The following is a 15,357-nucleotide window of genomic DNA, read 5'->3' on the forward strand; positions in this document are numbered from 1 at the left end:
AAATTTTATTAAATTTTTTTATATATCAACCAATAATAACATGGGAAATAAAATTACGAATATCTGTTGTATAGGTGCAGGATATGTGGGAGGCCCCACGATGGCAGTAATTGCTGCAAAGTGTCCACACATAAAAGTGACCATTGTTGATTTAAATGTTGCTCGTATAGCGGCATGGAATGATGAAAATTTAGACAACCTTCCGGTTTATGAGCCGGGCCTTGCAGAAATTGTTTCTCAGGCAAGGGGGCGCAACCTTTTCTTTACTACAGAGGTAGAAAAAGCTATAGATGAGGCCCAGATGATATTTATATCTGTAAATACACCAACAAAAACTTACGGTTTAGGTAAAGGTAAAGCAGCCGACCTTAAATATATAGAGCTTTGTGCAAGGCAAATCGCTGCAGTTTCTAAAAATGATAAAATTGTAGTTGAAAAATCTACACTTCCTGTACGTACTGCAGAGGCTGTAAGGAGTATTCTTGATAACACAGGTAACGGTGTTAAATTCCAGATACTTTCTAACCCTGAATTCCTTGCAGAAGGTACAGCGGTAGAAGATCTTCTTAGCCCTGACAGGGTACTTATAGGTGGTGATACCGACGAAGAAGGACAGGCTGCTATTAAAGCACTTGCCGATGTATATGCAGAGTGGATACCAAGAGAGCGCATACTTACTACAAACGTATGGTCATCTGAGCTTTCTAAGCTTACTGCAAATGCATTCCTTGCACAAAGGGTTTCGTCTATCAATGCAATGTCTGAACTTTGCGAGAAAACAGGCGCCGATGTTAATGAGGTGGCACGTGCCATAGGTATGGATAGCCGTATAGGCCCTAAATTCCTTAAAGCATCTGTAGGTTTTGGTGGTTCATGTTTCCAAAAGGATATCCTTAACCTTGTTTACATTGCTAAGTCTTATGGGCTTAACGAAGTGGCAGATTATTGGGAACAGGTTGTTATTATGAACGATCACCAAAAAGTACGTTTTGCAGCTAAGATCGTTAAAACATTGTATAATACAGTTTCCGGTAAAAAAATCGCTTTCTTAGGTTGGGCGTTTAAAAAAGACACTAACGATACAAGAGAGTCTGCAGCTATACAGGTGGCAGATGAGCTATTGTACGAGCAGGCTAACATAGCAGTATTTGACCCTAAAGTTGAGGAAGATAAAATACAAGCCGACCTTAATTATTTAGACACAAGGACTAAAGAAGAGAATGCAAAATTAGCTACAGCTTTTCAGGATCCTTATGAGGCTTGTAAAGATGCTCATGCTATTGCTGTACTTACAGAGTGGGATGAGTTTAAAGAATATGACTGGCAACGTATTTATGACAATATGAAAAAACCTGCTTTTGTGTTTGACGGCAGGGCTATATTAGATGGTAAAAAACTTACAGATATAGGTTTTGTTTTCCATGTAATAGGAAAATAATTAATTGTAAGGTGTTTATACTGAAGTGGTAATTTATTAAGATGAAAAAAATACTTATTACCGGCGGTGCCGGGTTTATAGGTTCTCATGTTGTGAGGCGGTTTGTAACCCAATATCCTGATTATGAAATTTATAATCTGGACGCCTTAACTTATGCCGGTAATCTTGAAAATATAAAAGATATACAGGATAGTACTAATTACACTTTTTTAAAAGGCGATATTACAGATAAGGCACTGGTGGATGGGCTTTTTTCTGAATATCGTTTTGATGGGGTTATACACCTTGCGGCAGAGTCGCATGTAGACCGCTCTATTACAAACCCGCTTGCTTTTGTAACTACAAATGTTATAGGTACCATGAACCTGCTTAATGCTTTTAAAAGCTTATGGGCGGGCAACTGGGAAGGCAAAAGGTTTTATCATATAAGTACCGATGAGGTTTATGGAACGTTAGGTGCCGAAGGTTTGTTTACAGAAACTACCCCTTATGCACCTAATTCTCCCTACTCGGCATCTAAGGCATCGTCAGATCATTTTGTGCGTGCTTATGGAGAAACGTATGGGCTGCCTTATGTTATTACAAACTGTTCTAACAATTATGGTCCCAATCATTTTCCGGAAAAATTAATTCCGCTTTTTATAAACAATATTATAGAAAATAAATCGCTGCCTGTATATGGTAACGGTAAATATACCCGCGACTGGCTTTTTGTAAAAGACCACGCTGTAGCTATAGATATTGCTTTTCATAAAGGTAAAGATTTTGAAACATACAATATTGGCGGTTTTAATGAGTGGCAAAATATAGACCTTGTAAAGCTGTTGTGCAGTATTATGGACAAAAAGCTAAACAGGGAAAGTGGCAGCAGCGAGAAACTGATAACATATGTGACTGACAGGCCCGGACATGATTTAAGATATGCCATAGATGCATCAAAAATTAAAAATGAACTGGGGTGGGAACCCTCTGTAACTTTTGAGCAGGGACTGGATATAACGGTAGACTGGTTTTTGCAAAATGAAGACTGGCTTAAAAATGTTACATCCGGCGATTATACAAGATATTACGAAATGCAGTATACTGATAAGCAAAGCAAATAAGTAAAGGTTAATGAAAGGAATAATATTAGCCGGAGGCTCTGGCACAAGGCTACACCCACTTACACTATCTGTAAGTAAACAGCTAATGCCTATCTATGATAAGCCTATGATATATTATCCTTTGTCTACCTTAATGATGGCGGGCATAAGGGAAATATTAATTATTTCTACCCCTAAAGACCTGCCGTTGTTTAAAGACCTGCTTGGCGATGGTGTAAAATATGGCTGCAGGTTTGAGTATGCCGTGCAGGAACACCCTAACGGGCTTGCCGAAGCTTTTATTATAGGTGCACCGTTTATTGGCAACGATAAAGTGGCCCTTATACTGGGCGATAATATTTTTTACGGCAGTGGCCTTGCAAAATTATTACAAAGCAACAGCAATCCCGATGGCGGGGTAATATATGCATATCACGTGCATGACCCGGAGCGATATGGTGTTGTTGATTTTGATAAGGATGGCAACGCAGTATCTATAGAAGAAAAGCCCGAAAAACCAAAATCGAGCTATGCCGTTCCCGGTATTTATTTTTATGATAACGAGGTGGTGGCTATTGCTAAAGATATTAAACCAAGCCACAGGGGTGAACTTGAAATTACAGATATTAACAAAACCTATCTTGAAAGAGGCAGGCTTAAAGTTAGTATTTTAGACAGGGGCACAGCCTGGCTGGATACCGGTACTTTTCAGTCGCTTATGCAGGCAGCCCAGTTTGTAGAAGTTATAGAAGAACGCCAGGGCCTTAAAATAGGCGCTATAGAAGGTGTTGCTTTTGAAATGGGATATATAAACGAAACCCAGTTTAGGGCGCTTTGCCAGCCGCTGCTAAAAAGTGGTTACGGCGCTAAGTTATTATCTCTTATAGAGACTAAATAGCGCAAAATTAAAATATAAAGTACAAGAAGAATATAAAGAAATTTGTTAGAACAACTTACTAAATCTGATAAGAATGAGTAAAATTACACATGTTATCCTTACAGGAGGCGTTGGGAGCCGTTTATGGCCTCTGTCAAGAAAAAGCCAGCCTAAACAATACCTTCCGCTTTTTGAGGGTAAATCACTTTTTGAAATGACTGCCGATCGTAACAGTGCTGTTGCAGAAAAACTTATTGTGGTGGGCAGCAGGGATAATTGCCACCTTAGCAGGAGCATACTTGAAAATTCAGGCGTTCAGTATTTAGATATCGTAGAGGCAGTGCCAAGAAATACTGCTGCTGCAATAGCATTTGCTGCATTTGCATCAGAGCCGGATGATATTCTTATCATTACACCTTCAGATCACGTTATTGATGGCGAAAGTACTTATGCCCAGGCAATAAGCGATGCTGTTGAGAAAGCAAGACAAGGTTTTATAGTAACCTTTGGCGTGCACCCTACAAAGCCTGAAACCGGGTATGGGTATATAGAGCACAAAGGAGATGAGGTAGTATCTTTTCGCGAAAAGCCTAACCTTGTAACAGCTCAGGATTTTATAGACAGAGGTAACTTTTTATGGAACAGTGGTATGTTTTGCTTTAAGGCAAGCGTTTTGCTGGAAGAATTAAAAGCGTACCAGCCGGAGGTTTATGAAAAATCATTAATTGCCTGGAATGCCGCACAGGATGGCAGGCTTGACGAGGCTTTATCTATGGATATACCGTCTATAAGTATTGACTATGCAGTAATGGAGCGAAGCAAAAAAATTAAAGTGGTACCTGCTATTTTTAGCTGGTCAGATCTTGGATCTTTCGATTCGGTTTATGATTATCTAAAACTTAAAGGCCATAGTGTAGATGATTCTGGCAACATGGTAATAGGTAACGATAATTATACGGCTTTCCTTGGGTTAGAAAATACCATATTTGTATATACAGATACAGCTAACCTTATATTGCACAAAGAGCACTCTCAGGAAGTGAAAAACGTATACAATCACCTTGAGAAAAATAAACCGCACTTATTATAATATTTAATAACAAGCCTGCCCCAAAGGGTGTTGCAGTTTACAGCTTTAGCTTTAAGGTAAATTGTAAATTATACACTTTTTTGGCAGGCTTATTATATTACATCATTTTCTTATTTTTACGTAAGGATGCTGTTCTTTGTAATATTAATTGTAATTTTTGTGCAAATTAATAAATCAGTAATTGTTGAGCCTTTTTAAACTTGAACCCGGGTATTTTAACTCAGTAAAATGGGGAAGCTATTCAATAGCTATAAGTTTTATAAGGCAAATAGTAATAGTTTCTGTTTTTATAGCTACCGTAGGAAAGCATGATTATGCTTTTTGGCTGGTGCTATCGGCCATTGTTTTAATGATACGCGCCATAAATTTAGGGCAGCTGCATTATACGTCTAATCTGGTAAATCTTAACTACCATATTAAACAGGATATAAGTAAGGAGCTGCTATCCGGGCAGGGCGCTAATATATTGTTTATGTTGGCCCAGATACTTTTAAGTATCGTTATTGCCTATCCGCCTGTGCTATCATTTTTTTCAAACTTCGATATTACATATATTACAAGCATACATGCACAGTATAGTTTTGTTTTACTGGTTTTTTCGAGGGTTATCTTACAATATATATCACTTTATTTGCTAAGGCTTTTTGAGCCAATAGGTAAAATACAGGTTTCTATTAAGTACCAGGTTATAGGCGAGACACTTGATTTTTTAGTTATTGTAGCGGCAATATATTTTACCAAAAGTATATTTTACACCTCATTAGCTTTATTTTTTTTTTCTATTCTTTTTTCGGGCTACATATATTATTACGTAAAAAAAAATGTACCCTTTGCAATTCCGTTTTTAAAAGGAGTAAACTTCAGGGATTCCCTTTTAGTTATACGACAGTCGGCTACGCTTACATTTAGTTTTATTGTAGAGAAAATTTATGAGGTGGGGCTTAATTTGGTAATTGTACGGGCCTTTGCGACATCTGCATTGCCACAGTTTGATACTAACAGAAAAATGTCTAACGCTTTTTACAGAGTGTCAAATGTTTTGGTAACACCTATACTACCCTCTATTCAAAAAGAATTTACCCTAAAAAATGAAAACTACATTTTAGATAAAATGACCGTTTTTTGGCGGTTTAGTAATGCGATGCTGCTATTATGCGTTACCGCCGGAATGCCTTTTTTTTTAGATATTTATACAAAATGGACAAGCAATAAGATAGACTTTAATTTAAACCTGATATGCTATTTATTTATGGCTATAGCATACCAAAATTACAGTATGATATTTATTGAGTTTTTTAAAAAAACAAACCTGTCTAAACAAATGCTTGTTACTAACGTGGTTAAGGTTAGTGCCACCATATTAAGTATTTTGGTTTTTGGCTATTATAATAACGTTGGGGGTATGGGTATTGCTTTGCTGTTAGGCGAAGTTATTGCCCTTGCTTACGCATTAATAATTATTATAGCTATTTTTAAGAGCAGGCATGCCGTAACTGTATTTTTAACTAATTTGCTTCCTGTAGTATTACTATCGCTAACACTTTTAGTGTATACTTTTTCTTTAAACTATTTATTGTTTTTAATTTGTAATAGTTTTGTACTATTGTATATTTTATGGCCTTTAAGGGGTAAAATATTTAATAGGTAAAAAAATGGTTATATTTTGTTTTTTGTGGTTTACAGCACTGTATTTCTTAGCCTTTAAAATATCGAAAGACAGCGACTTACTTTCGCCTGTAAAATTTATATCTATTAAATATGCATTGCTAAATTTACCATTTATATTACTTATATGTTTTACTCCACAGCGTTTTAAAACGCCCATTCTAACAGTGTGCAAGGTAACTTTAAATGATGCTTTTTTGCAATATACAAAAGTACAAACGGTGGCTTTTTTTTCGTTACTATTAGGTATCTATGTGTATAATAGATGGAAAAAAATAAAGCCGGGATGGGTAGAAGACACCACGGTATATAACTATAAAACACTTAAGCTTATTGCCATATTATTTTTTGCAACTGGCCTTGGGGCATATTCAGTTTTTATTTATCGCATAGGTGGTTTGTATTACCTGCTCACTAATTTAGATAACAGGATACAAATGCAAAGCGGGCAATACATTTTACAGCTTTTAAACTTTTTTTTTATAGCAATACTGCTTTTTATGCTTTGTATAAAACTTGAGAATAAAAAATGGGATAAGATTATATTTGTTGCAGCCCTTGTAACTGTATGTTTTATCTTTTCGAGTTTTGGAGCGCGTAAAAATACTTTATTGCTGCTCATAATGGTAGTAGTATCATACCATTATACCATAAAAAAAATTTCTTTTTCAACTCTAAACAGGCCATTAATAGGGTTTATGGCAATACTGTTATCAGTATATATACTCGTCATTCCGGTAGTTCGCAAAAAAGAAGAATTTTCTAAACTGCATACAGAGAATGCAGACCATTACTTTAATATTTACAAGCTAATATACAATGTATCGTATACATATATTGATGTATTTGCCGCTAATTATTTTAATGAAGAAAATGCATGGCACCTTAGCGGCATTACAGATCCGGCAAAAGTTTTTTTAACTAAAGGAGATAAATCCGGAGTACCACCGATAGACGAAGGTGCTTACTTTTGGAATATTGTAAAACATCAAAAGGATTACAGGCCATCTACACCAAGAGGAGAATTATCTGCTGGTTCATGGCCTATAGAAAATTTTGGTTTTGGGTATGCAAATTTTTTAATGCCAGGAATTATAATTGCATTTTTTTTACAAGGACTTTGTTTTTCATTCTTTTACAGCCTCCTTAAAAATGAAATATATAACCCTGTATTGCTATATGGTTATGTGCTTGTAATTTTTAGTTTTAACTTTAGTAATTTAAGGCTTGTTCAGGTAATAACAACTTTGCCACTGGCATTGTTATGTTATACTATATTATATTTTCTAAGGCAGAAGAGGAACAAGTAATATATTGCTTTTTAGATTAATAGTAACTTAACTATTATATAAAAACCACATATAAAAATGCGTTGTTATTAGAACTGTTTTATTGCTGATATTTTAAAATATGCGTTCGAAATCGTTATATATTTAGTAGTATTAAGGTTATCATAATGTTATGTGAATTAATTTTAACATAATAATTGCAACAGTTGCTCATTGCGGAAATTTGACTATATTTGCGATGAATCAAAAAGGCGCGTCTTTAAAGGATTTTACGCCGTTTCAAATGATATAAAATACAATTATATACATGAACAAAGATCTTAAAATTTATATTGCAGGACATAAAGGAATGGTGGGTAGCGCTATCTGGAGGTCCCTTACTGCTAAAGGGTATGAAAATTTAATTGGCTCGTCCAGTAAAGATCTTGATTTAAGGGAACAACAGGCTGTAAGAGATTTTATGGCTAAAGAAAAACCCGATGTAATTATAGATGCAGCTGCAAAAGTGGGCGGTATACTTGCAAATAATAATTTTCCGTACCAGTTTTTAATGGAAAATTTGTTAATCCAGAATAATCTTATCGATGCTGCTTTGCAAACAGGTGTAGAAAAGTTTATCTTTTTAGGCAGCTCATGTATTTATCCAAAGTTAGCGCCACAGCCGTTAAAAGAAGATTACCTGCTTACAGATACCCTTGAGCCTACAAACGAGTGGTATGCAATTGCAAAAATAACAGGTGTTAAAGCTTGTCAGGCTATAAGAAAACAGTTTGATAAAGACTATGTAAGCCTTATGCCTACAAATCTTTATGGCACACATGATAATTTTGACCTTAACAGCTCGCATGTATTGCCGGCTATGATAAGGAAGTTTCATGAGGCCAAAGAAAATAACCAGGCGCCCGTAACTCTTTGGGGTAGTGGCACGCCAATGAGGGAGTTTTTATTTGTAGATGATATGGCTAACGCGGTAACTTTTGCGGTAGAGAACAAACTTCCGGATTATTTGTACAATGTGGGTACAGGCCATGACCTTACTATTAAAGACCTTGCCGAAACTATTGCTAAAATAGTAGGTCACACAGGCGAAATTATTTGGGATAGCACAAAGCCCGATGGTACGCCACGTAAGTTAATGGACGTTTCTAAAATGCACGACCTTGGCTGGAAACATCAGGTAGAGCTTGAAGAAGGTGTTAAGAAAACATACCAGTGGTTTCTTGAGAATATAGATAATGTAAAAAAAATAATTTTAACTGAATAACTTTAATACATGAAAACAGCTTTAATTACGGGGGTAACAGGACAAGATGGGTCGTATCTGGCTGAGTTGCTATTAGAAAAGGGTTATACGGTACACGGTATTAAAAGGAGGTCTTCTTCTTTTAATACTCAACGCATAGACCACTTATACATAGACCAGCACGAGCGCCATGTAAACTTTAAATTACACTATGGTGATTTAACAGATTCTACAAATCTTATACGAATTATCCAGGAAGTTCAACCAGATGAAATTTATAATCTGGGTGCAATGTCTCATGTAAAAGTGTCTTTTGATTCTCCGGAATATGTTGCTAATGTAGATGGTATAGGTACTTTGAGAGTGCTTGAAGCTGTAAGGATACTGGGTCTTGAAAAGAAAACCAGGATTTACCAGGCATCTACGTCGGAATTATACGGTGGATTGGCAGAGAATAAAAACGAAAAAGGTTTTTATGATGAAAACTCTCCGTTTTACCCGCGCTCTCCTTATGGTGTGGCAAAAATATACGGTTTCTGGATTACCAAAAATTACCGTGAAGCGTATGATATGTATGCCTGCAACGGTATTTTATTTAACCATGAATCTCCAAGAAGGGGTGAAACTTTTGTAACAAGAAAAATTACAATGGCTACCGCAGCTATTGCACTTGGTAAACAGGATTGCCTTTACCTGGGCAATTTAGATTCTCAGCGCGACTGGGGTCATGCAAAAGATTATGTAGAAGCTATGTGGCGAATTTTACAGCAGGATGTAGCTGAAGATTATGTAATTGCAACAGGTGTTACTACATATATTCGCGATTTTGTTAGAATGTCTTTTGCAGAGGTAGGCTTAACATTACGTTTTGAGGGCGAAGCCGAAAATGAAGTAGGTATTGTAGATAGTATTAACGAACAAGTGTTTACTGCGGCAACAGGCCTGGCAGTACATGAAGGGCTGTTAGGGAAAACTATAGTTAAAGTTGATCCTGCTTATTACCGTCCTACAGAAGTTGACCTGCTTATAGGCGACCCTACAAAATCAAAAACTCAACTGGGCTGGGAGCCTAAATATGACCTTGCAGCGCTATGCAAAGAGATGGTTGCAAGCGATGTTGCCATATTTAAAAAAGATAATAGAATTTAAGAGAAAACTAATGATTTAGAAAGTATCTAATATTTTTATCTGTAAATTTTAAACTGTTACTAAAGTTGAGATATTTATTTAATTTCCTGCCAAACAAAAATTACAGTTTTAAAAAAGGCCTTGATGCAGGTAAGCAAATAAGTCAGGTTTTATTAGGACAGGTTTCATCTCAGGTAATAGGTTTTGCAATAAGCTTTTTAGTTGTTAGAAATTTGTCCAAACCTGACTACAGTATATTTACTGTATTGATGTCTATACAAGGAATGATGAACGTTTTATCTTCGTCAGGTATCACAATCGGATTTCAAAAAATTGCTGGTACTGTGTGGTCAGACAATGCTGCATTATCACGTCTGGTCAAAACAGCACGTGATATCCGTACAAAAGTGTTTTTTATCGCTTTAGTCTTTACTAATTGTTATGGATATTTTATTTTTTACAAGCAGGGTGTGCCCTTTTTTGAATCTTTTTTTTATCTCATAGCAATCTCGTTCGCTGTTTTTCCTGATGTTCAAAAGAGTTTCACGCGCATTATTCTACTTTTAAAGAAGAGAATTGGTGCGGTGCAAATTACTGAGTTTATTGCTCAGGTAATAAGGCTAATATTAATTGTAGGTTGTATTACTTTTCTACGAAAGTATTTTGATATAAAAGTGGTATTGGGAGCATCTATTATAGCTGCATGGGTTGCAAATATATATATAAACAAAAGAAGTGAAGATTTTACAGATGTTCGTGATGTAAGTGTTAGTGAGGAATATAAGGCCACATTAATTGAATATATGAAATTAAACTGGCATAATGCCATGTTTTACACTTTTAAGGGGCAGATATCGATTTTTTTAATTGGTGTTTATGGTAGTGGCGAAAATTTAGCAAGCTTAGGAGCAATTACCAGGTATAGTATGGTATTTACAATTGTATCATCTTTAATTGTAAGCATAGTAATACCTGCATTTGCAAGACAGCAAAATAAAGATAAATTAATTAAGTTTTATTTTATAGCACTTATAGGGTTTATAGTTTTTGCCCTATTTACTTTATTGTTGGCATATTTACTGGATGATTTTTTACTGTCTATATTAGGGCAAGGTTACAGGGGGTATAATACAGAATTGTTTCTTGTCTTCGTTTCAGGTTTAGTAGGTGTACTAACAGGTTTATTACAAGGATTAAATTATTCTAAAGGATGGATGAAATTTAATACTTATCTATCAATTCCATTAGATGTTTTTACGCTAATTCTGGGCTTGGTCTTATTTGATATTACTTCGATAAAAGGGGTGTTGTGTATGTCTACACTAACATCATCAATAGGTGTGCTGCTAATTGTTGCTAATTCCATCCATGGATTTAGAAGTTTAAAAGTAAATGTAACATGAAAATAGGATTATTTACACCAGGAATAATTTCACTTAAGTTAGGTGCTGTTAAGAATCGTATTGAATTAGCGGAATCGCTAAAGAATTACGGATGGGAAACCCATTTGATGGGAAGAGTTGAAATAGGATTGGCTGCGAATAATTACGATATTAGAGCTTACCGGGAATCGCTTAAAGATTATCTTGTAAAAAAGGCTGATTTTTATGACGTTGTCTTATATGAATATGACACTTTACCTTATGACAGGAGTTTGTTTTCAAAAAAAACATTATTTATTGCCCGTCCTGCATTACTACATTATAATTACGAAACTATAAAGATCAAATACGATTCAAAAACTTTAATAAAGCATTTTCTTAAAAAATTAATTTCGTTAGATCTTAATGCGGTGTCTAAAGAACAACGAATATCTAACGAATATGGAGAGGTTTCGTTAAGGAATGCTGATGTTATTCAGGTTCAGAGTGTACGTGACAAAGAGCTTCTTGTAACTAAAGGATATAGTAAAAATAAAATATTAATTGTACCTAACGGAATATCTGACGAACGTTATAAATTGTTTGATGAAGTAACTTTCGATAATCGGGGCGACGATTTGACAATAGCTTTTATAGGTACGTTCGACTTCAGGAAAGGAGCTATGGACTTTAAGTTTATCATAGATTATATTAAAAAAGAGTTCCCTAAAGCAAAATTTGTATTATTAGGTACGAAAGGGTTGTTCTCTACCGTAGAAGATGTTTTACGCTTTTTACCAAAAAAATACTGGAATGATATTTCGGTATATCCCAGATTTGAGCCTTTAGAACTCCCTAAATATTTGTCGGGCTGTCATATTGGTATATTTCCTTCATATTTTGAGAGTTTTGGTTTTGGAGCTTTAGAAATGATGGCTGCAGGATTACCTGTAGTTTCTTATGCTGTTTCGGGGCCATCAGATTATGCAATTCCTGAATTATTAGTGCCTATTGGTAATAAGCATAGCCTTGCAAAAAAAGTGGTTGATTTGTTTAAGGACAAGAAAAAATTAGCACTGTTATCAAATGAATCCAAGATTATATCTAAAAAATATAATTGGAATGATATAGCAAAAAAGGTCTCTGAAGAATATAAAACAATTATCGAAGCGCGTTTATAAATTTGTTATTATATTTAAAGACAGAGCATATAAAAAAATAATATATAGCGGTTTTGTATCGTGTACATATAGATGTGTATAGAATTATAACATGAATAAAATAATACAAAAGGGTGCATTCGTATTTCGTTATCGCTATTTTAACAAGGTGGTAAAATATCAACGAAATTTTTTTTTAAAATTTCAGGGTATGCAAATAGGTAAAAAAACGTATGTGCCGAAGTGCTCTATAACATGGCCACATCAGGTTTCTCTAGGTGATGATTGCAGGCTGGAACATGACATTTATTTTCATTACGATGGTATTTGGAAAGAGGGTCCATCTATAATTATTGGTAACAATGTATTTGTGGGGTTTGGTTGCGAATTCAATATTACTAAAAAGATTACTATAGGCGATGACTGTTTGATAGCATCAGGGTCTAAATTTGTAGATCATAACCATGGCACATCGCTAACTGAATTAATTAGGATACAAAAGTCTCCCGAAAAAGAAATTGTAATAGGCAATAACGTATGGATTGGTGCAAATGTTGTTGTTTTAAAGGGTGTTACAATTTTTGATGGAGCCATAATAGCTGCAGGAGCAGTATTAAATAAAAATGTACCGGCAAATGAAATTTGGGGAGGTATACCTGCCAAAAAAATAGGAGATAGAAAGTAATATGAAAATAATTTTCCTTTGTGGTTCATTACAGCCTGGCCAGGATGGTGTGGGAGATTATACTATGTTATTAGCGGCAGAACTCGTTAAGCAGGGTCATATAGCCAAAATTATTGCTATTAATGACAGGCGCATTACTAATGATGAAAGCGAGGATAATAAAAACACAATGTTTTACAGGTTATCATCTTCTACCCCCTGGAAAAGCAGAGTATTAAAAATTAAAGAAATTGTAGCAGAATTTAATCCTGACTGGTTTAGCCTCCAGTTTGTGCCTTATGCTTATAATAACAAGGGTTTGCCTTTTAATCTTCCCTATTTACTAAAACCCGTGTTTAAAGGCTATAAGGTTCATATAATGCATCATGAACTTTGGGTTGAGGACAAAAATAATAAAGGCCTTCTGTTGGCTTTTCTACAGAGAAAAATTATTGGCCTTATGCACAAAATATTAAAGCCAAAAATATCGCATACACATGTACCGGTTTATGCACACAGATTGCAGGAGTTAGGTGTAAAAGCTATGCCACTACCTGTTTTATCTAATATTCCGGTTATAGATGTATCTGTTGCGAATGAAGATGGTTTTTTTAATGTTGGCTTTTTTAGCCAGGTAACATATCGTGAGGAAATTATTGAATTTTTAAAAGAACTCTCGTTAACTTGCAATAAAAGCAATTTAAAATTAAATATTAGAATTATTGGGGGAAATAGTAACAGGGCAAAGATATTTATAGACCAGATTACTAATGTTAAAGATATAAATTGTACTATAAGGCACACAGGTTTTTTAGATGTTAAAGGTGTATCTGCAGAGTTGTTAAACTGTAATTTAGGTATTACGCCTGTGCCAGGGCACTTGTTAGGGAAAAGTGGAAGTGTAGCAGCATTTCTTAACCATGGCGTTCCCGTTGCGGCACCATTTATAAAAGACGGTTATCAAGATGAGGGTATAGGCTTTTTTGATGAAAAATTAATCAGTAGCGTTGTTGTAAAACCACAAATAGAAAATATAGAGGAGGCAAAGAAAAATGCCTTTTGTGCACATACCGTTATCGACATTCCTGTGATTGCCCAAAAATTTATTAATGATTTATTAAGATATAATAAGTAAGTTATCCTGCTGTAACATTTTTGGTATTTCAGGCATTTATGTAAATTTATAATTAGCCATGTGCTAATATTATATTTATACACGCCTCTTCAAAATGATTTTCGATTCATAATGGTAGAGTAAGTAAGGTTTTTCCCGGATAATTAAATGGTAGTGTGGGAATTGATTGTTTTACAAAAATTTAATTTTTAATATATAATGAAAATTCTTTTTTTATCATACAGATTCTATCCTGAAATAGGGGGTATAGAAGTTAACTCAGAGATTTTAGCAGATTATTTTTCCAGATTTGGGGCAGAGGTTCATATGGTAACAACATCTTCTATTAAAGATGATGACAAAAGAATATTTAATTATAAAATAATACGAAATCCTGGCAGGACAGCTCTTATCAAACAATATCTGTGGGCAGATGTTATTTTTGAAAATAACCCATCTTTAACTTTATCATGGTTTAATTTATTTTTTAATAAACCTATTGTTATAGCTATAAATACATGGATTAGCCGCATGGATGGCAATATGACATTACCAGATAAATTAAAACTTTTATGGGTAAAAAAAGCCAGTGCTGTTATTGCAGTGAGTAATGCAATTAAAGAAAAGAGTTTTGATAAATCGATAGTTATCGGAAATCCTTACAGGGATGATTTATTTGTTGACTACAAAACAGACAGCAGTAAAGACTTTGCTTTCTTAGGCAGGTTAGTCTCTGATAAAGGTGCTGATATGGCAATAAATCTTTTGCATAAACTTAATACTGACGATAGCATTAACAAACGTAAATTTACGTTAACGATTATAGGTGATGGGCCGGAGATAGAAAACCTTCAAAATGCTGTTAATAACTATAACCTGAATAATTATGTTACCTTTGCCGGTATGCTTAAAGGTAAAGAATTAGTAGATTGCCTTAATAATCATAAATACATGTTAGCTCCATCACGATGGAGAGAGCCTTTTGGTAACATAGCTTTAGAAGGTATTGCCTGCGGATGCCTCCCTATTGTTTCTGATGGTGGTGGTTTACCGGATGCTGTTGGAAATGCCGGAGTTGTATTTGAAAGGAATAGCGATGAGTCATTGTTTAATAAAACAAAAGAATTATTATCAAATCCCGACCTTGAAAAGCAACTTAGGTTAAATTTTCAAAGCCACCTTAAAAACCATATACCCGAATTTGTAGCAGAAAAATATTTCGAAGTATTAAAAAAAGTAATTTAAG

The 15,357-nt window shown here is 34.9% G+C and carries 13 protein-coding genes; all 13 read left to right on the plus strand.

Annotated features, from left to right (window positions below; all coding sequences use genetic code 11):
• Positions 1 to 40: 40 nt before the first annotated feature.
• The 13 genes from F565_RS0112170 to F565_RS0112235 all read left to right on the plus strand — a co-directional run bounded on the left by F565_RS0112170 (position 41) and on the right by F565_RS0112235 (position 15,356).
• Positions 41 to 1,438 carry a UDP-glucose 6-dehydrogenase gene (locus F565_RS0112170; protein ID WP_020213511.1) on the plus strand — a complete coding sequence of 466 codons (1,398 nt, stop codon included), beginning with the start codon at positions 41 to 43 and terminating at the stop codon, positions 1,436 to 1,438.
• Between the two features lie 41 nt (positions 1,439 to 1,479).
• Positions 1,480 to 2,541 carry a dTDP-glucose 4,6-dehydratase gene (gene rfbB / locus F565_RS0112175; RefSeq protein WP_020213512.1) on the plus strand — a complete coding sequence of 354 codons (1,062 nt, stop codon included), beginning with the start codon at positions 1,480 to 1,482 and terminating at the stop codon, positions 2,539 to 2,541.
• 10 nt (positions 2,542 to 2,551) lie between these two features.
• Positions 2,552 to 3,418 (plus strand): glucose-1-phosphate thymidylyltransferase RfbA, encoded by an 867-nt coding sequence (gene rfbA / locus F565_RS0112180; protein ID WP_026300028.1) that lies wholly within the window; start codon positions 2,552 to 2,554, stop codon positions 3,416 to 3,418.
• Between the two features lie 73 nt (positions 3,419 to 3,491).
• Complete coding sequence (locus F565_RS0112185) at positions 3,492 to 4,487, plus strand: mannose-1-phosphate guanylyltransferase (RefSeq protein WP_020213514.1); 996 nt, start codon at positions 3,492 to 3,494, stop codon at positions 4,485 to 4,487.
• Positions 4,488 to 4,671: 184 nt separating this feature from the next.
• Positions 4,672 to 6,135: a hypothetical protein gene (locus tag F565_RS0112190; RefSeq protein ID WP_020213515.1), complete on the plus strand. Its 1,464-nt coding sequence runs from the start codon at positions 4,672 to 4,674 to the stop codon at positions 6,133 to 6,135.
• 4 nt (positions 6,136 to 6,139) lie between these two features.
• Positions 6,140 to 7,462, plus strand: a complete 1,323-nt coding sequence (locus tag F565_RS0112200; RefSeq protein ID WP_169336024.1) for a hypothetical protein — start codon at positions 6,140 to 6,142, stop codon at positions 7,460 to 7,462.
• 286 nt (positions 7,463 to 7,748) lie between these two features.
• On the plus strand, positions 7,749 to 8,705 hold the full coding sequence (locus F565_RS0112205) for a GDP-L-fucose synthase family protein (protein ID WP_020213518.1): 957 nt from the start codon (positions 7,749 to 7,751) through the stop codon (positions 8,703 to 8,705).
• Positions 8,706 to 8,714: 9 nt separating this feature from the next.
• A complete protein-coding gene (gmd, locus tag F565_RS0112210) occupies positions 8,715 to 9,833 on the plus strand; it encodes a GDP-mannose 4,6-dehydratase (protein ID WP_020213519.1) in 1,119 nt (372 codons plus the stop codon).
• Between the two features lie 65 nt (positions 9,834 to 9,898).
• The gene (locus F565_RS0112215; RefSeq protein WP_020213520.1) at positions 9,899 to 11,215 is read left to right on the plus strand and encodes a lipopolysaccharide biosynthesis protein; all 1,317 of its coding nucleotides are present in this window, start codon (positions 9,899 to 9,901) and stop codon (positions 11,213 to 11,215) included.
• Complete coding sequence (locus tag F565_RS0112220) at positions 11,212 to 12,354, plus strand: glycosyltransferase family 4 protein (protein WP_020213521.1); 1,143 nt, start codon at positions 11,212 to 11,214, stop codon at positions 12,352 to 12,354. The genes F565_RS0112215 and F565_RS0112220 overlap by 4 nt, the downstream gene beginning before the upstream one ends.
• 190 nt (positions 12,355 to 12,544) lie before the next feature.
• Complete coding sequence (locus F565_RS0112225; protein WP_197062230.1) at positions 12,545 to 13,018, plus strand: acyltransferase; 474 nt, start codon at positions 12,545 to 12,547, stop codon at positions 13,016 to 13,018.
• Positions 13,019 to 13,187: 169 nt separating this feature from the next.
• Entirely contained in the window at positions 13,188 to 14,132 is a 945-nt protein-coding gene (locus tag F565_RS0112230) for a hypothetical protein (protein ID WP_154652600.1), read from the plus strand.
• Positions 14,133 to 14,330: 198 nt separating this feature from the next.
• Positions 14,331 to 15,356 carry a glycosyltransferase family 4 protein gene (locus F565_RS0112235; protein WP_020213524.1) on the plus strand — a complete coding sequence of 342 codons (1,026 nt, stop codon included), beginning with the start codon at positions 14,331 to 14,333 and terminating at the stop codon, positions 15,354 to 15,356.
• Position 15,357: the final 1 nt, after the last annotated feature.

Origin of the sequence: Flavobacterium rivuli WB 3.3-2 = DSM 21788, from assembly GCF_000378485.1 — a bacterium.
Lineage (GTDB): Bacteria > Bacteroidota > Bacteroidia > Flavobacteriales > Flavobacteriaceae > Flavobacterium > Flavobacterium rivuli.